The sequence below is a fragment of the Proteus vulgaris genome, from assembly GCF_033708015.1.
GTDB lineage: Bacteria > Pseudomonadota > Gammaproteobacteria > Enterobacterales > Enterobacteriaceae > Proteus.
Genome location: NZ_CP137920.1, coordinates 3419929 through 3445753, shown reverse-complemented (window position 1 = coordinate 3445753; position 25825 = coordinate 3419929). Strand labels below are relative to the sequence as shown.

23 protein-coding genes and 1 tRNA gene are annotated in these 25825 nt (G+C 36.1%); 7 read left to right on the top strand and 17 right to left on the bottom strand.

The genetic code is table 11. The features are described from left to right. Position 1: 1 nt before the first annotated feature. Genes SB028_RS16215 through SB028_RS16205 form a run of 3 tightly spaced genes read right to left on the bottom strand, consistent with a single transcriptional unit; the run spans position 2 to position 2983 of the window. Positions 2 to 772, bottom strand: a complete 771-nt coding sequence (locus tag SB028_RS16215; RefSeq protein ID WP_248619963.1) for a hypothetical protein — start codon at positions 770 to 772, stop codon at positions 2 to 4. Further along, the gene (locus tag SB028_RS16210) at positions 765 to 1913 is read right to left on the bottom strand and encodes a phosphoribosyltransferase domain-containing protein (protein WP_318859666.1); all 1149 of its coding nucleotides are present in this window, start codon (positions 1911 to 1913) and stop codon (positions 765 to 767) included. The genes SB028_RS16215 and SB028_RS16210 overlap by 8 nt, the downstream gene beginning before the upstream one ends. Positions 1914 to 1915: 2 nt before the next feature. Beyond that, on the bottom strand, positions 1916 to 2983 hold the full coding sequence (locus tag SB028_RS16205; RefSeq protein WP_069369675.1) for an ATP-grasp domain-containing protein: 1068 nt from the start codon (positions 2981 to 2983) through the stop codon (positions 1916 to 1918). A 324-nt stretch (positions 2984 to 3307) separates the two neighbouring features. Between SB028_RS16205 and SB028_RS16200 the strand changes: the two genes are divergently transcribed. The 6 genes from SB028_RS16200 (at position 3308) to SB028_RS16175 (ending at position 7902) form a co-directional block, all read left to right on the top strand. Then, positions 3308 to 3892 carry a TerD family protein gene (locus SB028_RS16200; RefSeq protein ID WP_069369674.1) on the top strand — a complete coding sequence of 195 codons (585 nt, stop codon included), beginning with the start codon at positions 3308 to 3310 and terminating at the stop codon, positions 3890 to 3892. Further along, complete coding sequence (locus SB028_RS16195) at positions 3893 to 5059, top strand: TerD family protein (RefSeq protein ID WP_069369673.1); 1167 nt, start codon at positions 3893 to 3895, stop codon at positions 5057 to 5059. Positions 5060 to 5084: 25 nt separating this feature from the next. After that, positions 5085 to 5540 (top strand): tellurite resistance TerB family protein, encoded by a 456-nt coding sequence (locus tag SB028_RS16190; protein ID WP_318859665.1) that lies wholly within the window; start codon positions 5085 to 5087, stop codon positions 5538 to 5540. A gap of 34 nt (positions 5541 to 5574) precedes the next feature. After that, a complete protein-coding gene (locus tag SB028_RS16185; protein ID WP_069369671.1) occupies positions 5575 to 6615 on the top strand; it encodes a TerC/Alx family metal homeostasis membrane protein in 1041 nt (346 codons plus the stop codon). A 53-nt stretch (positions 6616 to 6668) separates the two neighbouring features. Next, entirely contained in the window at positions 6669 to 7247 is a 579-nt protein-coding gene (locus SB028_RS16180; RefSeq protein ID WP_006536043.1) for a TerD family protein, read from the top strand. 79 nt (positions 7248 to 7326) lie between these two features. Next, positions 7327 to 7902 carry a TerD family protein gene (locus SB028_RS16175; protein WP_069369670.1) on the top strand — a complete coding sequence of 192 codons (576 nt, stop codon included), beginning with the start codon at positions 7327 to 7329 and terminating at the stop codon, positions 7900 to 7902. Positions 7903 to 7961: 59 nt separating this feature from the next. Here SB028_RS16175 and SB028_RS16170 read toward each other — a convergent pair whose 3' ends face one another. The 6 genes from SB028_RS16170 to SB028_RS16145 all read right to left on the bottom strand — a co-directional run bounded on the left by SB028_RS16170 (position 7962) and on the right by SB028_RS16145 (position 14676). Then, positions 7962 to 8648 carry an HAD family hydrolase gene (locus SB028_RS16170; protein ID WP_069369669.1) on the bottom strand — a complete coding sequence of 229 codons (687 nt, stop codon included), beginning with the start codon at positions 8646 to 8648 and terminating at the stop codon, positions 7962 to 7964. 213 nt (positions 8649 to 8861) lie between these two features. Then, entirely contained in the window at positions 8862 to 10022 is a 1161-nt protein-coding gene (locus tag SB028_RS16165) for a fimbrial protein (RefSeq protein ID WP_069369668.1), read from the bottom strand. Positions 10023 to 10025: 3 nt separating this feature from the next. Next, the gene (locus SB028_RS16160) at positions 10026 to 12677 is read right to left on the bottom strand and encodes a fimbria/pilus outer membrane usher protein (protein WP_077885160.1); all 2652 of its coding nucleotides are present in this window, start codon (positions 12675 to 12677) and stop codon (positions 10026 to 10028) included. 38 nt (positions 12678 to 12715) lie between these two features. Then, positions 12716 to 13435, bottom strand: a complete 720-nt coding sequence (locus tag SB028_RS16155) for a molecular chaperone (protein WP_069369667.1) — start codon at positions 13433 to 13435, stop codon at positions 12716 to 12718. 64 nt (positions 13436 to 13499) lie between these two features. Then, positions 13500 to 14063: a fimbrial protein gene (locus tag SB028_RS16150; RefSeq protein WP_069369666.1), complete on the bottom strand. Its 564-nt coding sequence runs from the start codon at positions 14061 to 14063 to the stop codon at positions 13500 to 13502. A 313-nt stretch (positions 14064 to 14376) separates the two neighbouring features. Beyond that, positions 14377 to 14676 (bottom strand): helix-turn-helix domain-containing protein, encoded by a 300-nt coding sequence (locus tag SB028_RS16145; protein ID WP_069369665.1) that lies wholly within the window; start codon positions 14674 to 14676, stop codon positions 14377 to 14379. Positions 14677 to 15800: 1124 nt separating this feature from the next. Here SB028_RS16145 and SB028_RS16140 point away from each other — a divergent pair. Next, positions 15801 to 17330: a methyl-accepting chemotaxis protein gene (locus SB028_RS16140; RefSeq protein ID WP_069369664.1), complete on the top strand. Its 1530-nt coding sequence runs from the start codon at positions 15801 to 15803 to the stop codon at positions 17328 to 17330. Between the two features lie 233 nt (positions 17331 to 17563). On the opposite strand, the gene SB028_RS16135 is transcribed toward SB028_RS16140, so the two are convergent. The 8 genes from SB028_RS16135 to SB028_RS16100 all read right to left on the bottom strand — a co-directional run bounded on the left by SB028_RS16135 (position 17564) and on the right by SB028_RS16100 (position 25719). Then, on the bottom strand, positions 17564 to 18424 hold the full coding sequence (locus SB028_RS16135; RefSeq protein WP_260663817.1) for a hypothetical protein: 861 nt from the start codon (positions 18422 to 18424) through the stop codon (positions 17564 to 17566). Positions 18425 to 18435: 11 nt separating this feature from the next. Further along, complete coding sequence (locus tag SB028_RS16130) at positions 18436 to 18984, bottom strand: fimbrial protein (protein ID WP_069369662.1); 549 nt, start codon at positions 18982 to 18984, stop codon at positions 18436 to 18438. An 11-nt stretch (positions 18985 to 18995) separates the two neighbouring features. Then, positions 18996 to 19625, bottom strand: a complete 630-nt coding sequence (locus SB028_RS16125; RefSeq protein ID WP_171729957.1) for a fimbrial protein — start codon at positions 19623 to 19625, stop codon at positions 18996 to 18998. Beyond that, positions 19625 to 20365 carry a fimbria/pilus periplasmic chaperone gene (locus SB028_RS16120; protein ID WP_069369660.1) on the bottom strand — a complete coding sequence of 247 codons (741 nt, stop codon included), beginning with the start codon at positions 20363 to 20365 and terminating at the stop codon, positions 19625 to 19627. The genes SB028_RS16125 and SB028_RS16120 overlap by 1 nt, the downstream gene beginning before the upstream one ends. A 26-nt stretch (positions 20366 to 20391) precedes the next feature. Then, complete coding sequence (locus tag SB028_RS16115) at positions 20392 to 22794, bottom strand: outer membrane usher protein (RefSeq protein WP_171729956.1); 2403 nt, start codon at positions 22792 to 22794, stop codon at positions 20392 to 20394. 131 nt (positions 22795 to 22925) lie between these two features. Continuing rightward, positions 22926 to 23450 carry a fimbrial protein gene (locus SB028_RS16110; RefSeq protein WP_077885159.1) on the bottom strand — a complete coding sequence of 175 codons (525 nt, stop codon included), beginning with the start codon at positions 23448 to 23450 and terminating at the stop codon, positions 22926 to 22928. Between the two features lie 60 nt (positions 23451 to 23510). Then, the gene (locus SB028_RS16105) at positions 23511 to 24062 is read right to left on the bottom strand and encodes a fimbrial protein (protein ID WP_069369658.1); all 552 of its coding nucleotides are present in this window, start codon (positions 24060 to 24062) and stop codon (positions 23511 to 23513) included. A 1580-nt stretch (positions 24063 to 25642) separates the two neighbouring features. Continuing rightward, positions 25643 to 25719, bottom strand: a tRNA-Ile gene (locus SB028_RS16100). Between the last annotated feature and the right edge of the window lie 106 nt (positions 25720 to 25825).

Sequence of the window (25825 nt, the reverse complement as noted above, 5' to 3'; positions counted from 1 at the left end):
TTTATTCTCCAAAAATTTTTGTATTGATCGCATCGGCAAATTGGCTTTGACGAGGAAGTCCATACCAACTGCATAATTTCATAAAGCGATGATCACTTAGACTGTCACCGAGTCCAATCACAGGGAAAACACCCCGCTCAGCGTTTAATTTATTAAGCAAATAGGTAACCGCTTTGCCTTTTTCGATAGGCTCAGGTAACCAAGCGATATTGTTGCTGTTGCGATGAATATAAAAACCGTCGGTTGAGAATGTTTTTTCTATTTCATCACCTATGGCATACAGTTCATCTAATCGGGTGCTATCGTTATGCTTCATGACTAAATAAATAGGCAAATCATCGTATTCATAGTTAATACGAGCCCAACCATCAATATTGCGTTCCGCCATTAATTGCGTAATTGATTGTTGTAGCGTCAACAAACGCGGTGTATAGGGTACTAAGCTTTGAGTGATGCACTGTTTCCATTGTGCATCAGCATGACCTTCAGGGGTTAATATCACCGCACCATGTGTGGTGATCGCCCAAGAATGAAAAGGAATGGTGACGCGACTAATCTCTTCTGTTCCCCGTGCAGTAACAGGGATTAAATCCGCGTGCTCTAACATCCAATCTACAAGCATGGCTTGTTCTTGGGTCATAAAACTACGGGGTTCTAAGCTTCTATCTAGCGCGCCAGTTTTATAGGGTTCTAGTGCTAATTCATCCACCATCTTACGACGTGTTTGAAATAGGGTGTCATCGAGATCAGTTAAAATAACGGGCTTAGTCATAACTTATTACCTCAACAATAGGGGCAACTTTATTGAGGGCTTCAATCAATTGTCTATCAATACTTTCGGCGGGTGTTTCACAGCAAAGTAAAATGCGATCAAATTGTTGATGTGCCACGTTATAGACGAAATTAGGAATACCTAAACCATAATTATCAGTAAATGTAATCGCTGATTGAATGGCAAAATTGGTTGAAATCGGTGAACGCGTTGTCGAACTATATTTTACGATAGCACCTTGTTTTTCAAGGCGTTCCGCGAGTAAGAACGGCTCCCAGACAAATTCTCCCGATCCTAAAACAAGGATCTTTTCACCCAAAGACGCTTTGATGGATAAACCCAGATCGCAGGCGGGCGTTGTCATCCCTAATCGTCCCCAGCTCTGTTTACCGGTGATCGCAACTTGTCCTGATGCAGTGATATTAACATTCGGCATAACCGGCAAAGGTGCATTTGGATCGGCATCCCATTGCCATTTCCCTTGCACTAAAGAGAGGGCTTTAATCGGTAATGGGGAGCGGTCAGCGATAGCATTACCACTCCAATCAGTTAAGGTTACCGCGATAACCTGTTCAATATGGCTTAATCCACCTTCTTCACGTAATGCGGAAAGCAGATTAATAAAGGTATTACCTGTCGTCGCTTCATCATCAATCAATACAACGGTTTTTGCTTGTAGTACCCACTGGCGTTGCTCTGTTGTTTTAGGCAAATAAAGCAAGTGATCTGTTGCATGACTGTGATTTTCTTTAAATTCACACAATAGCTCACCGTTATCAACAGGATGGCGTGTTGATGTTAGATAAATGGCCTGTTGATAGCGATGCCTCACTTCATCAAAAATACCCGCACCTAATCCTACCGCGGTTTCTGCCATACCAATAAACAAAACAGGGCCTTCAAGTGGATCAGGAAATTGACGAGCGAGTTTTTGATAAGTTTCACGCATTTTTTTCGGTGAAACAGGGATATGACGCCCTAATACTTTACTGACAAATAGAAATGCACGCTTAGGGTTGCGTCTTTCTGCAATATCAAATAATTCATCAAGTAACTCAATAGAGCAATTTGGTGTCACACTTAATGTGCCACAAGAAAGAGGGCGACGATAAATGGATGAGTCACTTATACTATTTTTCATTATTAATTATTATCCGTACTGATTACGTTTGTTAACGTTGAATTGAAAACAATAGAATCGGTGATTACACGTATTTTTGTTGGTGTAAAATGGTTATTTTCGGCTTGAGCCTCTTCAATACTCATTAATCCTAATTGGCGTAAAGCAAAAATACCGGCAAGATTTATTCCACAATGTTGGGTATAACCAATACCACCAGAAGGGCGCATATTAATTTCAAGTAAGAGTGGGCGTCCTTGATGATTATGCCGAGTTTGCACATTCACAAGCCCGTCAGCTTTCATCGCTGTTGCGCATGCTTTGCCTAATTCATAAGCCTCACCTGAAATTTCTAGATGTTGTATTGCGCCCTCTTTGCGTCGAGCAACAGCGGCAATAACATCACCTTGTTCTACCACCATATCAACAGAGTATTCAGGACCAGGTAAATAAGGCATTAAGACTAAAGGTTCAAAATGTTCCACGGTTTTTAATGCATCAAGATATTGTTGAGGATTAACTTGGCGATTCTCTGGGTGATTAAACAGTGCCATTGCCGAAATTTGATTATCAAAGCGCCAAAAACCCATGCCATAAATCCCTTTTACAGGTTTGATACATAAAGGTAATTCACCAAAAGGAGGCGCTTTTATGTATGCTTCTAGTTCATCAATAGATTCAATACAGATAGAAGGTACTGCAGGAAGCCCACACTCTTCCATCGCTTGTGCAAAGGCGACTTTATTATCAGCTAATTGAAGCTGCTCAGGTTGTGTGGCCCCAGTGGTTAATTTTACCCCAAAAGACTCAATTTCTTGACGGTGTAATTCAAACCATGTGCTATTACGACCAGTATGAATGGCATTGACGTGATGTTGTTTTACAACATCCGAGATAAATTGTAAGCGTAATGTCTCTTCATGAGGTTCATAAAAAGCCCCATCTGCAAGCGATAAAATCTCATTTCGAGTATGACGATGAGATGCGAGCACAACAATTTCTTGGTGCTGTTGTTTTGCAAAGTCTTTAACACCTTGAATAATATCGCGTTGTGATGATAAACCTTCCATAAACCAAATCGTATTGTTCATTACGCTGTATACCGTGAAATAAAAGTGTAGAGTTCAAGTCCTATAATCATGAAGATTTCGAAGATTAGTGTCAATCATAATATGATTTATTTTGGTTAATTTTAAAATCAGATGATTGTGCCGGTTATTATTATGATTATCTTATGTTTTTAACATTTTATTGCAATAAAAATGAGATATATATCAATGAATTGACAAAACTTTAAGTTTAAGTAAGAAAAATAGTCTTGCTCATGTACTTCATCATGATATGATGATTTTCATGATATGGAATTAATCACAAATGGCGTTATTGTTTCACTCTACCTCTGAAGGAATTTAATTATGGTTTCATTAAGCAAGAATCAAACAGTTTCTCTCAGTAAACAAGCACCTACACTGAGCCATTTAATGTTTGGTTTGGGCTGGGATCCGATTAAGAAAAAAGGATTATTAGGCGGTCTTTTTGGTGGTGGTGGTTCTATTGATTTAGATGCAAGCTGCGTATTACTTGACGCAAGTGGTAATCAAATCGATACCATTTGGTTTAGAAAATTAAAATCAAGTTGTCAGTCAGTTATTCACTCTGGTGATAACTTAACGGGTGACGGTGATGGCGATGATGAGACAATTTTCGTTGATTTAGATCGTTTACCAAAAAATGTTGAATACTTGGTATTCACAGTAAATAGTTTCCGTGGGCAAACATTTAATGAAGTTGAAAACGCATTCTGCCGAGTTGTTGATAAAGCAACAAATAAAGAGCTGGTGCGTTATACCTTAACAGAGCAAGGCTCTCATACAGGTATCGTGATTGCTTCTTTACAACGTAATCATGGTCAATGGGATTTCACTGCGTTTGGTGCGCCTTGTAAAGGTCGTGTTATTAACGACATGATGCCTGATATTGTGGCTACGGTGGTGCGATAAATGAATATGACTCCAGGTGGGAATTTACCTGTTCCTAATCAAACACTAATCATTAGAATTCAATCAGGTGCACCTGTTGATGTATCTGCTTTTAGGCTTTATGCGACAGGTAAAGTGAATGGTGACACCGATATGGTGTTTTATGGACAGACAACTAATGATGATCGCACCGTTATTTATGCAACAGCAGGAAACAGCACCTCTTTTACTGTGGATTTAACGCGTTTACGCCCAGATGTTGAAAAAATTGCGTTTACAGCGACTTGTGAAGGTCGACAAACTATCGCAAATTTACAACGATTATCAATTCAAGTTGATGCTAATAACGAAGTTGTGGCGAACGGTAATGTTGATATCAACGGTCGTCCTGAAGCAGCATTAATTTTAGGTGAATTGTATCGTCGTAATGGTAGTTGGAAGTTTCGTTTTATCGCGCAAGGATTTAACGGTGGTTTAAAACCATTAGCTGAACACTTTGGTGTTGATATTGCAGATCCTGAGCCAGCACCAGCACCGAAACCGGCACCGGTTCCAACACCCGCGCCAAGTTCGGTGAACTTAAGTAAGGTCTCTTTAACTAAAGAAAAACCGGCAATCAGCCTAACGAAGAAAGATGACTTCGGTAAAATTCGAATCAATCTTGATTGGCATCGTGAGAGCAAAAGTGGGAGCTCTGGATTATTAGGTGGACTGTTTGGCGGTAATAAAGGTATCGATTTAGATATCGGTGCATTTGTTGAACTTCAACAAGGGCATAAGTCAGTTATTCAAGCATTAGGAAACGGATTTGGTGATTTCAATCGTATTCCTTATGTTGAATTGCAAGGCGATGATCGTACAGGAGATGTTGCTGGTGGTGAATGGATCTTTGTGAATGGGCGTGAATGGAAAAATATTAAGCAAGTGCTGATCTTCGCGTTTATTTATGAAGGTGTACCAAATTGGAGCAAAACGGATGGCGTAGTGACCATTCATGTACCTGATCAGCCACCTATCGAGACACGTTTAACGGATGGCAACAATGGTCGTGGTATGTGTGCAATTGCCCGACTAGTTAATGAGAATGGATCAATAAAAGTTGAACGTCTCAATGAGTTTTTTAAAGGCCACCGTGATATGGATAATGCCTACGGGTGGGGATTTCGCTGGACAGCGGGTTCTAAGTGATCAAGTTGATATAAGGAAAAATACCATGAGTTTTTTTAACAAATTAAAAGAAGGTTTTAATACAGGGCGTTCTGAGTTAGCTAAGCAAGTTGGTCGCTTTAAAAACAAAAAATTTATGCAAGGTACTGTTGCGGTTTGTGCACGTATCGCTATTGCCAGTGACGGTGTGAGTTCTGAAGAAAAACAGAAGATGCTCGGTTTTTTAAAAGCATCGGATGAACTTAAAGTTTTTGATACTTCTGAAGTTATCGAATTCTTTAATAAGCTAATCTTGAGTTTCGAGTTCGATACTGAAGTCGGTAAAGGCGAAACCATGAAGTATATTCTGGCAATGAAAGATCAGCCAGAAGCTGCGCAATTAGCTATTCGTGTCGGTATTGCTGTTGCGAAAAGTGATGGTGATTTTGACAATGATGAAAAAGAAGCTGTGCGTGCTATGGCCATTGCATTAGGCTTTGAGCCCGCAGAATTTGGTTTGTAATTAATTTAATATAGGGAACCGTTCAGGAATTATTATGGTATCCACACATATTGGTTTTCCGACAGAAACTGTCATTGTCTTTGTTGTACTTGCGATTGGCGCTATTTTTATCGACTTATTTATGCATCGCGCAGATAAGCCGATAACGTTAAAGAATGCCATATTTTGGTCTATATTCTGGGTTGCCATTGCAATGGCATTCGCAGGATTCCTTTATGTTCACCATGGTGCAGAAGTTGCGAGCTTATTCGTAACAGGTTATGCATTAGAGAAAGTGCTTTCTGTTGATAACTTGTTTGTCATGATGGCGATTTTCTCTTGGTTTGCTGTACCTGACCGCTTCCGTCACCGCGTTCTTTATTGGGGGATCATCGGTGCTATCGTTTTCCGCGGGATCTTTGTTGCCATCGGTACAGGACTGTTAAGTTTAGGACCATATGTTGAGATAGTATTTGCCTTAATCGTTGCCTGGACGGCAGTGATGATGCTGAAAAGCGGTGATGATAGTGAAGAAATTGAAGACTATTCACAACATCTTGCGTATCGATTAGTTAAACGATTTTTCCCTATATGGCCAAAAATCACAGGGCACGCTTTTGTATTAACACAAAAAGAAGTCGATGCTGAATTAGCTAAACCAGAAAACAAAGAAATTACTATCGGTCGTGGTACAAAAGCAGCGTTATATGCAACCCCACTTATGCTGTGTGTGGCGGTTGTAGAGCTTTCCGATGTGATGTTTGCTTTCGACTCGGTTCCCGCTATTATCGCAGTAAGCCGTGAACCCCTCATCGTTTATAGTGCAATGATGTTCGCAATCTTAGGCTTACGTACGCTCTACTTTGTGTTAGAAGCGTTAAAACAGTATCTGGTTTACCTTGAAAAAGCGGTTATTGTGTTGTTGTTCTTTATTGCTGCCAAATTGGGTTTAAATGCAACAGATCATATCTGGCAACATGGATACAGCATCTCCGCGACAACTAGCTTATTTGTTGTGCTAGGTGTTCTTGCTCTGGGGATTATTGCAAGCTTTGTATTCCCAGAGAAAAAAGATGATGAAGGTAAGACAAATTAATAAATATTCTTGAAAAATCAGAATATTAAAAACAAAACTAAAGAGGTTATAAAATGAGCGTTTCTCTTTCTAAAGGTGGTAATGTCTCTCTGAGCAAAGCAGCCCCAACGATGAAAAACGTCCTTGTCGGACTTGGTTGGGATGCCCGTTCTACAGATGGTCAAGATTTTGACTTAGATGCGTCTGTATTTCTGTTAGCAGCAAATGGAAAAGTGCGTAGCGATGCCGATTTCATTTTTTATAACAATTTAAGATCTGCTGATGGCTCAGTTGTTCACACCGGTGATAACCGTACAGGTGAAGGCGATGGTGATGATGAAGCGTTGAAAATCAAATTAGACATGATCCCAAATGATGTCGATAAGGTTATCTTCGTTGTCACTATCCATGATGCGCAAGCACGCCGCCAAAGCTTTGGTCAAGTATCAGGTGCATTTATTCGTTTAGTTAATGACGACAACCAAATCGAAGTCGCTCGTTATGACTTAACGGAAGATGCCTCAACGGAAACTGCAATGTTATTTGGTGAGTTATATCGCCATGGTACAGAGTGGAAGTTCCGTGCCGTAGGTCAAGGTTACGCGGGAGGCTTAGGCTCAGTTTGTGCTCAATACGGTATTAATGCCTCTTGATAACTGATTGGTAAAATACTAACCACTGGCAGTCATAAGATGTGATTGCCAGTTTATTCAATAAAGTAGGAGCTTTGATATGGCAGTTTCCCTCGTTAAAGGTGGTAATGTTTCTCTGACTAAAGAAGCACCAACAATGTCGGTTGCTATGGTTGGTCTAGGATGGGATGCCCGCGTGACAGATGGCGCAGAGTTTGACTTAGATGCGTCAGTATTCATGGTTGGTGAAGATGGAAAAGTACTTTCAGACGCCAGTTTTATCTTCTTTAATAACAAAGTGAGTCAATGTGGAAGCGTTGAACACCAAGGAGATAACCGTACTGGGGAAGGCGATGGTGATGATGAGCAAGTCAAAATCACTTTATCAAAAGTCCCTGCTGAAGTGAAAAAACTGGTATTCGCAGTCACTATTTATGATGCAGAAAACCGTAAACAAAACTTTGGTATGGTCAGCAACAGTTTTATGCGCGTTTATAACAACGACAATAACACTGAAATTGCACGCTTTGATCTTTCTGAAGATGCATCAACAGAAACAGCAATGATCTTTGGTGAGTTATATCGCCATGGTACAGAGTGGAAATTCAAAGCTGTGGGTCAAGGTTTTGCAGGCGGTTTAGGTGCGTTAGCCGCACAACACGGCGTAAATATCTAAGATCCTATTTAGCCCTCGCTTCTGCGGGGGCTATTTATTTTATCTTGATAAGAAAATAATCAGTCATTAAGACTCTTTTTTGTGGTGACTTTGATTGGTGAACCTTTCGTTTTACGACGACCTGTATGAAAGTGGCGCCAATGAGGATCTTGCGCAGCAAAAAGTAATTCATGATCGCCACGAGAGTCTCCCCATGCTCTTAAATGGTATTGTGTTAAGTCTCCATAGACGGCTTCTAGCCGTTTTATTTTTTCACCACAACGGCAGTTATTACCAATAATTTTTCCTGTCAGCTTTCCATCAACAACTTCAAGTGTTGTTCCTATTAACTTAATCCCTAATCGCTTTGCAAAAGGTTGTAACACCATCGCAGGTGATGCAGAGCAAATCGTCACTTCAGCATTGCTATTGACTTCTTCTGCAACAGCGAATAAGCCAGCAGGGCGCATTAATTTAGTCCAGTAAAGCTGACAAAATTGTTCTGCTTTTTCTTTTAACCACTGCTCGTCAATATTGGTTAAAAAAGTTTTGATCAGCACTTCTTTTAATTCATCACGGGTGAGTTTGCGTCTAAAACAACGCAATGTTGGTAATACCATTTTAATTAAACGGCGTGAGAACTTACGTTTACCAAAAGCGAATTTTAAAAATGGAATAAAGCTATCGTGATAGGTGAGTGTGCCATCAAAATCAAACACTGATAACGTTTTTACGGTGTTTTTCGCGTTTTCAAATTGGGGTTGCATACAGGGTAAGGCTCCGTAAATCATCAGAGTTTGAGAAATATATTTTACTTATTATATCATTGTTCTAAAAATGAGATAGAGGGAGGCTTATCTATTGATAAATAATGATTTTTACTCTTTCTTGATAGGAAATAGAACAATAAACTATAAAAAAGCCCCTTAGTGTTTAGGCTAAGGGGGAGACTTTATACTGTTGGCAAACAGAATAAGGGGTTAATAATATTCAATCATAAAGGTTGCAGCGCCATTGGCAGCACCGGCGGATAAGCGATCATCAACACGGATATAGCGCGCGCGCAATGGAATATTGACCGTTCCTGCTTTTTCCGTAATGGGTTGTGTAAAAGCGGTTGGCGTATTAAATTTAACAAAATCTTCGCCAGTCGTGCCATAAGCTAGCTGTATCCCCACACCTTTAGCCGCACCAGGTACATCGTTTACCTCAAAAGTGCCTGGGTACTCAATAATTGGTGGGTTTACGGGTTTAATGGTCACTTTTAGTTCGTTAGGATCGCGATCTGGAAAATGTTGACCCGCTTCACTTGTGTATACGTTACCTTTATCCCCTGAGTAATAACCTCTAAAGGCAGGACAATTGGTTAATATAATATCGGAGTTTATCCATTTGGTTGAACTGCCTTTGGCAGTAAGTGTGGCTGTTTTATGTGAACCAAGTTCTACCGTGTAATCTTGCGTTTTACAACTTGAAGATGCCACTGTTATGGAGCCTGTAATATCTATATATGAAGAAACAAAGGGAAATTCTGGCGCATCAACTTTGTTTTTATCGGGATAATTAACATCAAGTTGCATATGTGCAATGTTAGTTAGATCAAAAACACCCGGTTGAATTGGACCAATTTTAATTATTGAATAGTGTAATTGTGGTGCAGCAAAATATTGCATTGCTTTTCGATTTCCATTAAGTTCTCGTTGTCCTTCCCAAGATAATTTAGGAATGCCAAGTGGTAATGTATTCTCTCTATTTCGGCTTGCGAAAAATACAATACCTAAACCTGGATTATTTGTTCTAAAAACATTCGCTGGAATACCCGCACTGGTTACCGGTGTCCCAGTCGTGCTTAGTATTTTTAACTCTTGTCTTTCCATAAACTGGATTACTCTATTTGGATCTTCTGAAAAATCACCAAGACACCTATAATTTAGTGCTTTGTTTGCATAATCTATCTGTCCTTGATAAACAATGGAACCTATTGGCATATCAGGTCCAACAAAAATAGTACCGTTTATTATCATCGAGCGATTAAATGCAGGATTATCCATTATACATTTGACATCAGGTTTTGCCATGGCCTCTGCAGCAGGAAAAAGTAGAAGCATTAAGGCTAATGAGTTTTTAATAATCGGCTTCATACTTTATTCTCCACAGACACGAGTTAATTGAACAAAACTACTTGGGTTATCTTTATCTTGTGCTGGCGCACTATAGTTAATGCTACATTGCTGTATTTCACCTGGCCCCCATTTCACGGTTAAACGACCAGATGCTTTTTCAACGCGAGCGTAGAGAAGTCCTCCCTGACCTATGCTACCTACTTCATTGTTCTGCTCATCGTAAGCGACACTACCAAATGGAATAGCGCCGTTATCACGTTGAATTGTAATTAACAGAGGGATACCTGCATTGGTTTTAAATTCTACCTTCGTGATCGCACCTTCAAATGGTGCAATACGGGCTTGTGTATTTTGTAGCTCGATATTATTTGACATGCCTTTCGGGTTAATCGTGATGTCATTCATTTGATATGGGGTTAAATAAGGCACGGCAGCATGACCAAAGCCATCGATTTCAATCCCCGGATAACCACTGACTTTCGCACCTTTGGCGCCATCTGCTTCAACCACGGCAAAAGTATTACCTTGATAAGGGGTTGCAACCACACCACCAGACCAGCCGATTAATGAACCGCTAGCACCAATCGAACCATTCTGATAATGCTCACCTAAACCATAGTTAGCCGTTAAGTTGGTATAGTTAGTTTTTGCACTACCGTTTAAGGTCATACTTGAGCCAACACCATGGTGAGTATTCATTGCAGTTATGCCATAGTTATAACGGTTATTTTCACCGGCAGAGCCTGAGATCCCGATACGCTCACCGACATCACCTCGTCCATTACGTGTTAAGGCGGCGGTTAAGGTTGGCATATGATCTACACTTAAATCGTAGAGTGGTAAAATAAAGTTCAATTCAAAAGATGTCTCTTTTTTACCTTCCGCATTACGAGCTTGACCGACGTTTAAGCCATAAGAGAGACGCTTCCAACGGTTGTTATAACCCAGTTGGTATTGCAAATCGGTGGTATCATTATTCCAGTAGTTTTGCGTAAATCCACTGACATAGAATGTTCCCCAACCTTCAGGTAAACCTTGATCAATTGTGACATTAAAGCGGCTTTTTGGACGCCAAATATTATTGATACTTCGACCGTTACGTTCTTCATTTATTGCTTGAACAGCAGCGCTATAATCGTAGAATTTTTCGGTATTAAATTTATAAGCAGCAATCGTCAGGTTACTATTTGTGTCTTGAATAAATTTACTGTAACTGATTTGATAACTTTGTCCGCTATTCACTTTTGATGGCGTTGTATTCAAGTGCAAACGGGCTTGAGTGATGTCAGCAGAAAATGCCCCTAATGGGGTGCTTAATGCAAAACCAGCTTGAAGGGCGTAATAATCAGCACCTGTACTCTGTATACCCGCATACCCTGTTATCAGGTTAGTTAATCCACGGCGATAAGTGGCTTGATATAATGTTGGATCATAATCAACTGCTGATGAATTTAAATGACCCGCTGCCACTGTATAGTTATGTTGTCCAGGGCGCAGTAACTGGACAACGGAAGCGTAATAGACTCTGAAATTCTGTTGCGAGCCGTCAGATTCTTGGATGGTGACATCCAAGTTACCGCCATATCCTGATGGATAAAGATCATCAATTTCAAATGGACCCGGTGGCACGGCAATTTCATGGATCACTCGTCCATCTTGACGAATAATGACTCGTGCATTGGATTTTGCGACCCCACGGATTGTCGGCGCAAAGCCGCGTTGTGAGTCAGGCAGCATTTTCTCATCACTAAAAAGCTGAATACCTCTTAGTGGTTGAGAATCAAAAAGTTGTCCTGTCGTAAGAACATCACCAACTTGAACCACACCTTTTATTGTGGTGATAATGCGTTGCAAATAATTATAAGTTGATGTGTAGTCATGACCATTTTGTTCATTCCATGAATAGTTCCCAGTGTGATGGAAACTCCATGTCCCTAAATTAAGGTTGCTATTAACACCAACGAAAGCTGATTTGTCATTAGTGCCATTATTGCGAGACATAAAATAGTTTGCGTTATAGCTCACTAATAGCGCATTTATACCTCGTTCCCAAAGTGATGGGCTCACATAACCACGAGGTTTATAGCCAACAAGAGCCTGTGGTGTATTAATCGTTAAACGTTGGACTGAATGGTCATAGTTGACTTCCGTTGAGGGGACAAGCTCGGCTAATGCAATACATTCATGCTGTTCTAATGCACTTTTTAGTTGCGGGAGAATTTTATCACTTTTAAAGCCCACCAGACTGATAATATCTTTAGTTAAGCAAGGTGATACTTGACCATTTGGCATATCTTTAAAGGTAACGGGCATTCTTGCCATAAATTGGCTATTAACATAGATTTCAACATTCCATGTACCTGGCAAGAAAGTATTTTCTTTATTAAAGCGACTAATATCAATCTCACCTTGAGCAGTATTCATAAAAATAGGATTAAATGAGAGTGCACCATTTCCATTTCCATTTGCATGAGAAGACTCACTCTTTTCTGTTGATGAGACAGCGCTATTTTGTAATAAAGGTGGCGTATTGTTCGATAACACAGGTGTGCCATTAGATAGCCATTTATTATTTTCAATCTCTGTTATATTTTCTGCATAAGTATAAGGTGTTACTAAAAATAAAGTCGCACTGGCAGATATTATAATAGTTTTTAAAATATAACTGCTCATTTGAATATTCCCATGTGTTTTATGAAGTATTGAGAGTGCTAGAGTTTTGTTTCCACTATTTTCATTGCACCCCAATCATTCACATAACGATAAGCAATCTTGCTACCTAATTTTGCCGACACGCCATTGGGGAGCGTAAATTCGTGTTGACCTAATGGAGGAACGACTTCACCATCAATTGGGTTTTTCTCATTATCTGCAAGCGTGATAGAAACGAGTGAAACAAAGTAAGGTGAATTATTAATTGCTTTTAACTTGTTACCAGTAATTGAAAATTGAAGATTTTCTGCGGCATTTATTGCCCCTATTTTATCTTTTAGTGCATCAGGGCGATAAAATAGTTTTATTCTAGAGCGATAAGCAATTTGTAATTTATTATCTACTTCTGTATTCGCATTTGGTGGTATTTCTAATACATTTAACCAATAAATAGATTCTTTATCTTTTGGTAATACTGTGGCACCTGTAAAACGAATTCTTAATGATTGTGATTTTTCTGGTTCAATACGAAATACGGGGGGCGTTAATACAAACGGAACTTGAATAGTTTCAGGTTTTGCATCAACATTACCAGTATCAATCCAGTTTTGAATTAATACAGGTACTTTCCCTTCATTACTAATTTTTACTGTGACTTCTTTTTCATTTTCATTATAAATAACACGAGTGCCACTAATAATAACACCAGCGTTTACCCATGTTGGAATGATTAATAATAAACTAATAAAAAAGCTTTTAATTAATTTAGTGGTTATCATATTTATCTTTATTCCATTAATAAAAAGCAAACAGAGAGGAGGCGCTCCCCTCTGTTTATTTTGATTATTTATACTGCAGAGTATAAACAACGCTACTTGTTACTTTACCCGCTTCAGTTTTACCGATAGCGTAGTATTCAACAGCGTATGGGAGAGTGGCTTTATCATCAGTAATTGTGTAGTAAGTCGTATCATTTACTTGAGATGTATTACCTACTTTAATTGCCTCGAAGTTAGCACCATCTAACAGTTGTAATTGAACTTCTTTTGCACCTGTTGCAGCAACATCCATGTTGTTCAGACGACCTGTTGCTTGGTCTACAGTGGCTCCAGTTTCAAAGAAGGCAGAAACAGTGCTATGACCTTTTTCACCGACTTTACAATCAGATAAGTTCATATTAAATGCAGTACGTCCAGTTACATCACCTGCATTTTGTAAAACATTGGTACTGACTGTTGGTAGTGTAATTGTCGCATCAGGACCTTGGCCTTCGATATCAACTTTACACGTTGTATCTGTTAATTCACCATTAAAAGTAATAGTACCTGTATTATCAGCAGCGATTGCATTACCCGCCATCAGACCAAATGCCATTGCTAATGATGCACCAATGATCGATTTTTTCATTCTAAATTCCTTTGTTTTATATTAGATAATTACATTTTAATAAATCACTAAATATCTAAATTAATATTTAGTGATTTATTTACATGCTATTACTGTGAAAATAAATAAAGGCAATCCATGGCAAATAAAAATACTTAATAAGTATTTTTTATTTTCCTAATAAGTTTTATTTTTATGCAAAGTAATAGTTTGTCTGTTGCTAATACCTCTATTTTATAAAGATAATGGCTCATGAAAATAAAACATAATGAAATGTTTTATTTTCATGGTTAATTATTTGTCGTAGCCTTTATGCGAGTGTGTTAAATGTTTTTTAATTTAGCTGACTAATAACACTTGCATTACATTTATAATCCTTTTTTTTAGATTGTAAGCTTGTTCCTTTTTGGTTATAAGTGCTTATTACTTCACGATTCAAATCATCCCATGTCTTATCAAAAATAATAAGTAACTTATTTATTAAGGTAAGAGACATGCTATTTTTACCGTTTTCATAACGGGATATTTGTTGTTGGCTGACAGAGATTATTTTTGCCAGTTCACGACCTGATAATTTTTTCTCTTTTCTAGCCTTCTTAAAAAAAAAACCTACTTTAGTGTCTAGATCGTTCATAAGTTAATTCCAATAACATGAGGTCTAATATATATAGAAGTTATCACATATTAAAATTAGTCATTTAAGTTTAAATAACTATATTACACATCAATTATTGCGTAAAAATGATTTACCCTATGCGATTACTATTTATAATAGGTTTCACCTATTGAGAGAGTAATTATTGTAAGGTTATACTTAACTTTTAGTAAGTGATAAGTATATCAATACGTTAAGTAATTTAATGAAACTGATAACTAATTTTGATAATCATTATATGATTTTTCTTTGGGTGGAAAATAGGGTTTGATGAGCCATATGTCATTTTATGTTTCATTTTTAATCTTTATAAGATGAATTATATGAAAGGGTTACTTATTGTAATTAAATAGATTTACACGCATTATGAGTATCTGTGAAAAATATGAGGGGTAAGAATCCTCTGAATAAAATTAAAACTTGGGTAATATGATGAAAATAGATTATGTGTCTTTCTAAATAAAATGTTTAACCCTATTTTTAACTTAATGGAGGAAAAGGTAAAAATTGATCTAACACAATCATTTTTGGAGAGATATTAAAAAGGAAAGCGTTTGATTGGCCTATACTAAGAACGTGAGTTTAACTTTAAGTATTAGTTGTAATGATGGTTAGCTTATTTTCTAGTCTTGCTGGTTTCTTACTATAAGAGCGTAGATATATAAATAGAGTCCTTATTTTATTCATTTTAATGATAATAGTTTTTTGTTAATAGTATGCTAGGTATTTATACTCAATTTATAGCTTTTTCTTAAACTATTTACTTCAAATTTATGCATTAAACCGTAAAAATACTTAAGATTTTTTAATTTCTAAACCGTGTTTATTGTGTTGTGGTGAACTTAAATTTTTTACCCATTTTTCTTTTTAATCAAAATCAACCCCTCGCAACAAGCCAATTAATAACACTGAAATACTATTTCATTATGGTATATGATCTGCATTAAGAGTTTGAAAATAGAGTAAAAAACTAATTAGCATCATTGATTGAGAATTGTAATAAGTGTTTGTATCGATAATTCTGATTAATAAGTAAATAAAATCTATTTCGTGCCGATAAATGAGTACATTTGTATTATTTTATTGCCGGGGTAGATTATTTCATGAGTATTGAAAGATCAGCTAAAGTAGGTTCTATCATACTGTTAGCCATTTTCTTATTATCATCTGTATTGTCGTCGTTTTTTATTTATAGAATGCAAGAAAACTTCGCATCATTGGATTCCTTGAATACCAGATTGAATAGTGTTCAAGAAGCAAGGTATGAATTAGCGACGATTCGTTCTCACGTTAACTACCTCATGTTGTTGAAAACGATGACGGATGAGAACAAGCAAGAAACAATTAAATCACTGGTTGCTGAAGCGAAAGAGCTTGCAGAAAAATCAAAAGCAACGATTACACATTGGGTCGGTGTGAAGAAGATAAGCCCTGATGCTCAACGTAATTCAGAACAACTATCCGTATTATTCTATTATCTTCTAGATGAACTTATTGCACCTATTGATACGCTAGATTATACAGAATCAAACCTTTCCAGTGACTTCAATCGGTTATCTGATCTTTTTGATGAATATCTTATCATCACTAAAGGTGTAAATGATGATATTAAAGCACAGCAAGCTTGGATGGTGCAGTTGTCACTTTATACGACTATCATTGCGTTGGGGATCATTCTGGTGCTTCTTTATATTGTCATTCGCTGGGTAAATAAAACGTTTATCTTTAATTTGAATACGCTGTCAGCTATTTTGCAGAAAGTGGGAGAGGGTGATTTAAGTTTCACACTGCCTAAGAAACGAAATGATGAGTTTGGCACTTTATTCTCTAATGTGGGGGATATGCAAACGGCGCTAACATCAACGATTCAACTTGTTAAAGAAGAAGCACTAGAGATCAAAAAAGGTTCAGCAGAAATTGCTTCTGGTAACCAAGATCTCTCTTCTCGTACAGAGGAGCAAGCAAGTGCTCTGCAACAAACAGCCGCAAGTATGGAAGAGATAAAAATAGCAGTGGTGAATAATACTGATAATGCGATTTTAGCAAACTCCATTACTGCAGAGACACGCGATTTAGCGATTGATGGTTCTAACATTATGAATGATGCAATTAACTCGATGAAGAAAATCGAGATAGGAACATTAAAAGTTGCTGAAATCAATGATGTGGTTAATAACATCGCAAGCCAAACGAATATTCTGGCGTTAAATGCAGCCGTTGAAGCGGCGCGTGCAGGTGAGCAAGGCCGTGGATTTACGGTTGTTGCAACAGAAGTGAGAAATCTAGCTGCAAGAAGTGCAGATGCGGCGCGTGAAATTAACCAAATTATCAGAGAATCTGTTGCGGATGTTGCGCATGGTAGAGAGTTGGTTAATAAAACGGGGGAACATATGCAAGAGATCGTTTCTTCTATTACTAAAGTCAGCGATATTATGCAGGGTATTAGTATTGCATCAGAAGAGCAAAAAGTGGGTATTGAACAGATCGCAGTAGCCATTAACCAAATGGATTCTGTTGTTCAGCAAAATGCGGCATTAGTTGAACAAGGTGCAACTTCGACAATGATTTTAGATGAGAAAGCACAAAACTTAACAGATAAAGTATCAATCTTTAAGGTTAAAGAACAAAACTAATAAGTCAAATTAGTCACTCAATATCGTATAGTAAAATAAGCTCACTTTGCTCGAGATAGTAGAGTGAGCTTTTTCCTTTTTGTTCTATCAGTATGGGAGATCTGTTGATAGTGAGAAATAAAAATATGCGGTATATCAGATAAAAAGGTCGGTCTTTAAAAAGTGAGTTTTGTATAAAAGTTTAAACAAACCACTTTTACACAACAACTCACTCGAGATGCATGTATAAAATTTTATACATACGACATAATAACATAAGCAAAAGCTGAGAATGGTCCAGGCTCTACTTGACCTGTAGGAGTGAAAAGAGTAGATGTAACCGTAAATCTGTTATCCTTAGCAGATAGATTGAACAGAGTCCTATTTACAGCGGGTTTATCATTAATAGTGAGTAAGCTATATAGTTCATTTTCTTTTAATCTTACTCTAGTACCTATATTAGGATTACTATTTTCTTCATTAGGACTCATTAACGATAAATACATCTGAGCATTTTGGTTGCAACGAATGATAAAATCACCAGACACCGTATTTCCTTCAGCTTCATCTGCAACGAGTTCGCGGTGATCCAAATCAATACCAGCGGTTTCTAAAGAACATTCTACATCAGGCGGATTAGGTAGACTACTGCACTCGCCCCCAGACATTATTTTATATGACATATCAGCACCTGATGTAGATATACCAATTGCTCCACACCACACGATACCTTCACCTATTCTATTTGGTGCTGTTGCTTGGTTTACATAATAGTAGGAACCCAAACGCTCATACATTGCTGTTAAAGCGTCACCAACAGTTCTACCTCTAAAATAAATATTTTCTTGTTCTGGATCTAGATAACGCTCATCACCAGGACCACGAGATAAAGTCTGCGTGTTTACGCCTACCCAACACCCTCTCGAACAATTAGCATTTAAAGGTTCTTTTGATTTTAAACCTTCTTCACTTAAATATAAAACTGAAGTATATTCGAACTGTTTAGTTTCTGGAGCACTTGGATTAATTCTATATTTAGGAATACTTACATACCAAGCATTGTTAGCAAAAGATAGCATAGGAAAAAATAATAGAAATACAAGTAACTTTCTCATAATATATGACCTTATGGATATTCCAATACGAATGTCGCTGTCGCCAAAAACTCACCAAAACCGAGTGACTTATCTCTTAATACTCTATCATCACCTTTAACAAAGGCTTTAAAAGCTAAAACGTTATAGCCACTAATTAAGCCCATAGCCTTTGTACTTTGGTTTAGGGGTAAAAATTTTCCACTATCTGTTTCTATACCAACCCCTACCCCAGAGGCGACACTACTGCTATCCAATGCAAGAAAACCACCTAGTCCCTCACCGGAAGAAGGCTTCCCAGTAAAAGTAACAATAACAGAATTGGCTATATAAGTTTTACAATCATCTAATTCAATAGAAAAAGGGATACTACGTGTTCTATCGTGTATATAAAGATATTTGCCAATAATTTCGCCAAATTCTACATCTATAATCTTATTTCTTATTTTACAAGGCGCGTTTAATATTGAACCATGAATATAGATGCTGGTCTGATTTATTCCTGAAGAAGCAGAATAGGAAATATTAGGTATAAAAATAAGAACAAATATTATTAAAATTATTTCTTTTATCATTTTCATAATAAATATCTCTATTCATAAGATAGTAAAAAGTAAATAATCGCTGTATAGTTGCTCGCTTTTAAATCTTGAGAGATTCGTACAGGCGCTAAATTGTAAGTCAAAATATTTTGACCAGGCTGCAAAATCTCAGGTGTCGTATATTCATTCAACGATATTGTCTTCTTATCTTTATCAAGAATAGATAAACCAAAACCTTCTGCGCCAGTAACAGAAACTAGATTAGGGTAAAAAGGAACTGTTTTGGCATAAAATTTTATTTTAACAGATGGTTGAATATGACTCCAAAAAGAAGTATCCAGCTTTTTATTTGTTGCACTTGCTGGTGTTCTAATACAATCTATTAGTTCAATAGAAAAAGGTATTGATTTACCCACTTTCCCAATATTTTGAAGTTCAGCAGTACCAATAATACCTAAATCAATTTCTTGATATTTAGATGTCATTGCCAATTTGCAAGGACTTTCAACAAGAGAGCCATAAACATAAAGTTGCCCTTTAGCACCATCAATACCTTCAGTACTAGTGTATGGTCGGAATAGCGTTTGATTGGGATCTTTTTGTGCCATTGCATTTAAAGATAAAGAAAAAACAACTAATCCAACAACTTTATACAAAATAAAATTTGATAGTTTCATCATTAGCCTTTTTCTTTTACAGCGCATTTATTGCTTACACAAGAAAAAGATACATGAGAACGTCCACCATAATCATTAATATACGTAATCACAGGTTTAGAACCTAATACTGATGGATTAACATTTATAGTATCTTTACCAAATGGCGCTAACATGATTGGATTGAAATTAGGATCTGTTTTACTTTTTTCATCCTTTGCCATATTAACAATAGTGACATAATATGGAGTTGGATTTTCAACAGTGTAGTTACTACCATTTTCTTGTAGCACTACTTTTTCTTGCCATGGATTATTAATAATATCCGTTCCACTCATAATTAACTTTTCTGGTCTATAGAAAAGCTTAATTTTAGTTTGTAACGCTAGTTGCAATACATTAACTTTTTCACTCTTAGGTGGGATCTCTCTTAGATTAAAATAAAATATACTTTCTCTGTCTTGAGGTAATGCTTGTAAGACATTAATAGCTTCTATTTTAACTTGCGTCGGTTTTCCAGGTTCAACTCGCTGTACAGGAGGAACAACAACAAATGGCGACTGAATTTTAACGCCCTTATCATTTTCTATCCACGCTTGAGCAAGATAAGGTAGTTTTTCACTTGTATTTGCAACATTTAAAGAAACAGATTTTTTATCTCCTTCAAATATCACTCGTGTACGGTCTAAGGAAAGTGCTGCTTGTGCACTCGTGGAAATAACACATAATAACCCGATACAAAAATTTTTATTTAGAATAGTCATAACGTCAGCTCTATTAGAATTAATTTTTATTCCATAACATCGGAACATACTAGTATTAAAGATTGGCCATTGTTTTCTATTTTATCAGGGAAATTAATTTGGCATTTTTTATTTCCATCCCAGCTAACAGTCATTGATTCATTTGGATTAATACCTGTTATATAAGCATTACCAAATTCACCTACGATGCCGGTATTTCTATCTTTTGAATTCGTTATTTGAGCTGCAAAAGGAGGATAACTTCCATCACTTAATCTAATAACAACCATTAATTTCATACCTGAATTAACTTCAAATTTACGATAACCAATAGCACCTTCAGTCAACGTTGCTAATAATACGTTGTCATTAACCTCAGCATTCTCAGGAAGGTTATTAATATCAATTTTAATTTTATTTTTATAATAACTATTCACTTCAGGTAAGACGGCCTTGCCGAAAGCATTTGTATAGACAGGAGTGCTATATCCTTGAACTGGGATATTTGCAACACCATCGGTATCAACTAACAGACGTGTACCACCAGGTAAACTACTTCTATGTATGGCCCCACCATTCATTGTCATAGTCAAACCACCCTGCATATTCAAACCAAATGCCGTATATTGATTATGAACATAATCTGCAGTCGCACTTAACTTAGCATTATTCATTTCATGATAAATATAAGCATTAGCAAGAGCACCTTTACGTTGATTACCCGCACTTATTCTATATGAAGTGTTGTCATCAATGCGATTGAAGAAGCCAACGCTATTTGAAATATTATTATCATTATCAATGTTTGAACTATAACTTAAATTACCACCAGTTCCCCAAGGCATGGTCATACTTACATAAGCACCTTGGTCATTACCCCAATTACTTTTATTTTTAAAGAGACTTAATGATAAAGATAAATTTTTATAATTACCGATATCAAAATATTTTATTGCAGTGAAATCATAACGGTTTTGGTCAGGCTGATTCCAATATGTTTGGTAACGATAATTTAAACCTGTTGAAAGTCGATAATCTCTAAAGTTTTTACTTAGTGTAACGGTATATAATTCTTTTTGGTGATTATCCCGAACACCATTATTTTGTTGAGCATCTAAAAATTGAGACATGCTCATAAAATCACGTTCAGAAAAACGGTATCCAGCAAATTGTATTTGGCTATCTATATCATCAAACCTTTTCGAATAACTGATTCGATATGAACGACCTTGGTACTTATCCTTGTCACCACCATTATAAAGCTTAGCAATAGATTGAGTTACATCAAATGACAGTGCACCCAATACAAGTAAATCACGTCCAAAACCAACAGAAAACGCATTATAATTTTGGCTATTAATACTACCTGCAAATAATGACCAGCCGTTTGTTACCCCCCATGAGAACTCACCAGTGGCAAATACATCCCCATTAACTCGGTGATCCATATCTGCTGGGCGTCCAAAACCGACTTTATATCTCACTTGTCCAGGACGAGTGAGATAAGGGATTGTTGCAGTATTAACTTGATACTCTTGAACACGTCCATCTTGCTCTTCAACTCTAACGTCTAAAGTACCACTAACTGCACTACTTAAATCTTGAATGCTAAAAGGTCCGGCGGCAACTTGAGTCTGATAAATAATTCGTCCTTGTTGCGAAATAATGACTTGAGCACTGGTCTGTGCGACACCATTAACCTCTGGAGCATACCCACGTAAATTGGGTGGTAACATAGATAAGTCAGAACCTAATACCGCACCAATAAATCTAAATGTATCAAATAGATCTGATTCTAAATAAACTTCTCCCAACGTTAATTTAGCTTTTAGCTGGGAAATTGCACGATAAGCATAAAATCGGCTCCACTTAAAATCTGTATTTACAGCATCTTGAGAGCCTGTATCATGGTTTAAACGTCCTTGCCAATCACCACGAACACGCCAAACACCTAAGTTAATACCAGCAACACCATTACTATTTAACGAATATGTATTATTTCCTGACTTATGGGGTCTATGTGTTTTAGCATTTATATTGTAGTCAAATATAAGTCCAGAGATACCTTCATCCCAACGTGAAGCGGGCTCCCATGTTGCATCTGAATATTCAATATAGGCTTGAGGCATACTAATATGTAATGTCAATGTACTAAGATCACCCGTATAAGTTGCACCAGAGAGTGAACTCCAATCAAGGCAACTTCCATCATTTAGCCAAGTGGTTTGTTTCAGTATTTCTGGTTTTAGGGCTAATAATGAAACTTGTTCTGGTGATAAACAGACTGAGCTACCTGTTTCTCGAGATTCATCAGCATAAAAAGTGATTGGTTGTTCAGCAATAACATTTTCGTTAAGCTGAATTTTTAATGTGTAGGTTCCTGGTAGAATATACCCTGATTTAGAAAACTGAGTGACATCAATATTTTCGCCATCTTCTAAATTAAACATATTTGCACTAAATTCAAATGCGTTTGAATATGCCGGATTAAAAATAAAAAAGGCACTTATTATGATCAGTTTCCTTACTAATACATTTTTTATTTTCAATAATAACATTATGATTATCCGAATAATTAGAATTAGTAATAACTGATTCTATAAATAATAATAGTATGAAAATCACCAGCTTTTATATCTGAGCCATCAGTAATAAGTCTTAATTTATAATTTAAAAGCATATCCCCAGGTGAGATTTGTATTTTATCCATACTCTTCCCTGGTATAGCTAATTGCTCACGGGTATCTTTTATTTGTAAAACAACGCCTTTTGCATCTCCATTGACGGTATAATAATTACCATTATTAGCACCATCAAAAGTTACATCGAAACTTTCCCACAGAAAGTTTTCTTTTTCTGTTGACACTAACTGACAATCTATCAATTTAATTGAAAATGTTTTTTCTGGTGATGCGCCATATTGAGACATATATGAAATAGGAATAATACCTAAATTTATTGATTGATCCTCACTTCCTGTATCAATTAAGCAGGGTGTCTCAACTATAGTCCCCCTCATATCGACTCGACCATGTCCTGGTTCTGTGGACGAATACGTATATGAAGTGACTAATAATAATGATAAAAGAGATATCCATTTTTTCATTAATAGTTCCAATTAGCAGAACAGGTCAGTTTTATTAATATAAAACTGACCTGCTATTTCTTATTGGTATGCTAAAGTAAAGTTAGCGGTTGCGTAGAATTCACCGACTTTAATAGCGTCATCAGCTGCACCACCTAGACCTTTCACATAAGAAGCGAATTGTAGAGAGTTAGGACCAGTAGTTAATTTGTGTGGTTTAGTGGCAACGTTGTTCAATACTTTGTTGTTACCAGAAGTAATTACAATACCAGCACCCATTGCTTCTTTACCATCAAATCCAACTAAGTTGGTATCTTGACCTGCATCAGTGAAGCTAAATGTAGTAGTAACTTGTTTTTCAGTTAAGTCAGAAATATCACAGTCAGCTAATTCAATGCTAAATGTTCTAACATGACTTTCACCGGTGTTATTATTCGCGGTCAGTGCTTTACGAGATATTTGACCGAAATCAACTTCGATTGGATTATCTGATTCTATTGAGCATGGAGCATCAATAATATAACCGTGGAATTTAACTTGACCAGAACCTTGACCTTGTCCACCAGCAGCAAATGCTGACGAACTTAAAGCTACGGCAGTAGTAATTAAAGTAGCAAGAATAACCTTTTTCATACTTTTCCTCTATAATATAAATAACATCTTATTAACTTTAACGGATGAACACTTTAAAGAATGATGGACATAAGCATCTTATCTCCATAATAAGATAAGCATAATTTTCCTTTTAATTTTAAATAAAGGAATATTATGTTTACCCATTAAGGTAAATGCTAATGGAATAAGTTTTTAGCTTAATATGAAAATAAAACTTATTTAGTATGTAATATTTATTTAAATAAAAGGATTAAGGAAATTATTAGTTTCAGATGTTCTTATCAAAAATATCTAAATATACATTTTTGATAAATTCATCAATAGAGACGTTTAGGATATTAAGTATAATAACGAGTATATTGGCTGTAATATTAAAACATTACATTTTTATCTAAACGTTTGTTTTTTTTGGGTATTTAATAACTCAGCCAGTTTTTACTTGTCATCAGTCATTAACTCATGAAACGTTTTTTACGAACTCTATTTTTTCTTTTCCAATCATTTTATGAAAAAGTCTAATATCACATTTATTATAGAAATCACATGGCCTATTTACCTATTTATATTGTTTTATGTCTAGTCGTTTTATGTCTAGTCATTTTTAATGAACACAATAAAATAATTTCCTTCATTACGTTCTTGACTAAATAAGTTACTCGAGATGTTTTATAAAATCAAGACACTGAAAATTGGGTGATTGTAATATTTCATTAAAAACAAAACACTCAATAAGTGTATATTAATTTATTTCTTTTCTATTTAAGTCATTAATTGTTGTTCTCTATTAGATTGTCGTTTAAATATGTTTTTTATATTATATAAATATAACATGTGGTTGCATTATTTTAAAAATGCTCAAATACTCATTTTATTTGTTTTTTTAGTTTTTTATAAAAATATAATAACGAGTAAATATTATGAAAAATACACAATTAACTTGTAATTTATTTTTGTAAAAAAATAAGTTTACTTTTTTTTATTTTTAATTATTTACACTATAAACTAGTAAGTGAAGTTTGTTTTAAATAAAAGTTAATTGAATTTAACAATTGGTTTTTTATGAAGTTTTCTTTTTATGATTTATTTTATATTGAGTTTTTTTTATGATTCTAGGCATTATTAGATATTATCTATAACTCAAAATTCGATTTTTTATCTAAAATAAATTTATGAAAATTTAGAATTGATAAAACAAGGGATTTATTTCTTCTGTGATTTACCATTTCGCTTTATCATCTCAGAATTGAATAAATCAAAAAAAGATTTAGATATTCTAATTCAGAAATTCCAATTCAGATGTTCTAATATGGTTATAAAAGTATAAATGTAAAAAGAGATATCACTTTTCTTGTAAAGGGTGAATTCGATACAGGCTTCTTAAATACAGATACCTTAAATACAGCTATCATTTTATATAAATTGATATTGAGGATATTGAACAACAAAGATGGATGAGTGATATCAAAATGTGGAGTAGGGGTTTTATAGAAGGTTATAGTGGATAATTAGAAAAATAGCGCAACATTCAGCTTTGTCCATAGAAACAAAAAAGCCACTTGCTAAGAAGTGGCTTAATGCGCTGATTTAATAGCTAAATTTGGTGGCCCCTACTGGACTTGAACCAGTGACCAATCGATTATGAGTCGACTGCTCTAACCAACTGAGCTAAGGGGCCTGATGGAGTGAGATTATACGTGCCATTTGGCGTGAGGTCTAGCCTTTGAATGACTGTATGCGCAAATTCTGTTCAATCTAAACAATAAAAAAATAAAATAGAGAAT

Excerpts from the sequence above, each read along its gene's own strand:
- SB028_RS16215 (WP_248619963.1), bottom strand. The coding sequence starts at position 772 with ATGACTAAGCCCGTTATTTTAACTGATCTCGATGACACCCTATTTCAA.
- SB028_RS16210 (WP_318859666.1), bottom strand. The coding sequence starts at position 1,913 with ATGAAAAATAGTATAAGTGACTCATCCATTTATCGTCGCCCTCTTTCT.
- SB028_RS16205 (WP_069369675.1), bottom strand. The coding sequence starts at position 2,983 with ATGAACAATACGATTTGGTTTATGGAAGGTTTATCATCACAACGCGAT.
- SB028_RS16200 (WP_069369674.1), top strand. The coding sequence starts at position 3,308 with ATGGTTTCATTAAGCAAGAATCAAACAGTTTCTCTCAGTAAACAAGCA.
- SB028_RS16195 (WP_069369673.1), top strand. The coding sequence starts at position 3,893 with ATGAATATGACTCCAGGTGGGAATTTACCTGTTCCTAATCAAACACTA.
- SB028_RS16190 (WP_318859665.1), top strand. The coding sequence starts at position 5,085 with ATGAGTTTTTTTAACAAATTAAAAGAAGGTTTTAATACAGGGCGTTCT.
- SB028_RS16185 (WP_069369671.1), top strand. The coding sequence starts at position 5,575 with ATGGTATCCACACATATTGGTTTTCCGACAGAAACTGTCATTGTCTTT.
- SB028_RS16180 (WP_006536043.1), top strand. The coding sequence starts at position 6,669 with ATGAGCGTTTCTCTTTCTAAAGGTGGTAATGTCTCTCTGAGCAAAGCA.
- SB028_RS16175 (WP_069369670.1), top strand. The coding sequence starts at position 7,327 with ATGGCAGTTTCCCTCGTTAAAGGTGGTAATGTTTCTCTGACTAAAGAA.
- SB028_RS16170 (WP_069369669.1), bottom strand. The coding sequence starts at position 8,648 with ATGCAACCCCAATTTGAAAACGCGAAAAACACCGTAAAAACGTTATCA.
- SB028_RS16165 (WP_069369668.1), bottom strand. The coding sequence starts at position 10,022 with ATGAAGCCGATTATTAAAAACTCATTAGCCTTAATGCTTCTACTTTTT.
- SB028_RS16160 (WP_077885160.1), bottom strand. The coding sequence starts at position 12,677 with ATGAGCAGTTATATTTTAAAAACTATTATAATATCTGCCAGTGCGACT.
- SB028_RS16155 (WP_069369667.1), bottom strand. The coding sequence starts at position 13,435 with ATGATAACCACTAAATTAATTAAAAGCTTTTTTATTAGTTTATTATTA.
- SB028_RS16150 (WP_069369666.1), bottom strand. The coding sequence starts at position 14,063 with ATGAAAAAATCGATCATTGGTGCATCATTAGCAATGGCATTTGGTCTG.
- SB028_RS16145 (WP_069369665.1), bottom strand. The coding sequence starts at position 14,676 with ATGAACGATCTAGACACTAAAGTAGGTTTTTTTTTTAAGAAGGCTAGA.
- SB028_RS16140 (WP_069369664.1), top strand. The coding sequence starts at position 15,801 with ATGAGTATTGAAAGATCAGCTAAAGTAGGTTCTATCATACTGTTAGCC.
- SB028_RS16135 (WP_260663817.1), bottom strand. The coding sequence starts at position 18,424 with ATGAGAAAGTTACTTGTATTTCTATTATTTTTTCCTATGCTATCTTTT.
- SB028_RS16130 (WP_069369662.1), bottom strand. The coding sequence starts at position 18,984 with ATGAAAATGATAAAAGAAATAATTTTAATAATATTTGTTCTTATTTTT.
- SB028_RS16125 (WP_171729957.1), bottom strand. The coding sequence starts at position 19,625 with ATGATGAAACTATCAAATTTTATTTTGTATAAAGTTGTTGGATTAGTT.
- SB028_RS16120 (WP_069369660.1), bottom strand. The coding sequence starts at position 20,365 with ATGACTATTCTAAATAAAAATTTTTGTATCGGGTTATTATGTGTTATT.
- SB028_RS16115 (WP_171729956.1), bottom strand. The coding sequence starts at position 22,794 with ATGTTTAATTTAGAAGATGGCGAAAATATTGATGTCACTCAGTTTTCT.
- SB028_RS16110 (WP_077885159.1), bottom strand. The coding sequence starts at position 23,450 with ATGAAAAAATGGATATCTCTTTTATCATTATTATTAGTCACTTCATAT.
- SB028_RS16105 (WP_069369658.1), bottom strand. The coding sequence starts at position 24,062 with ATGAAAAAGGTTATTCTTGCTACTTTAATTACTACTGCCGTAGCTTTA.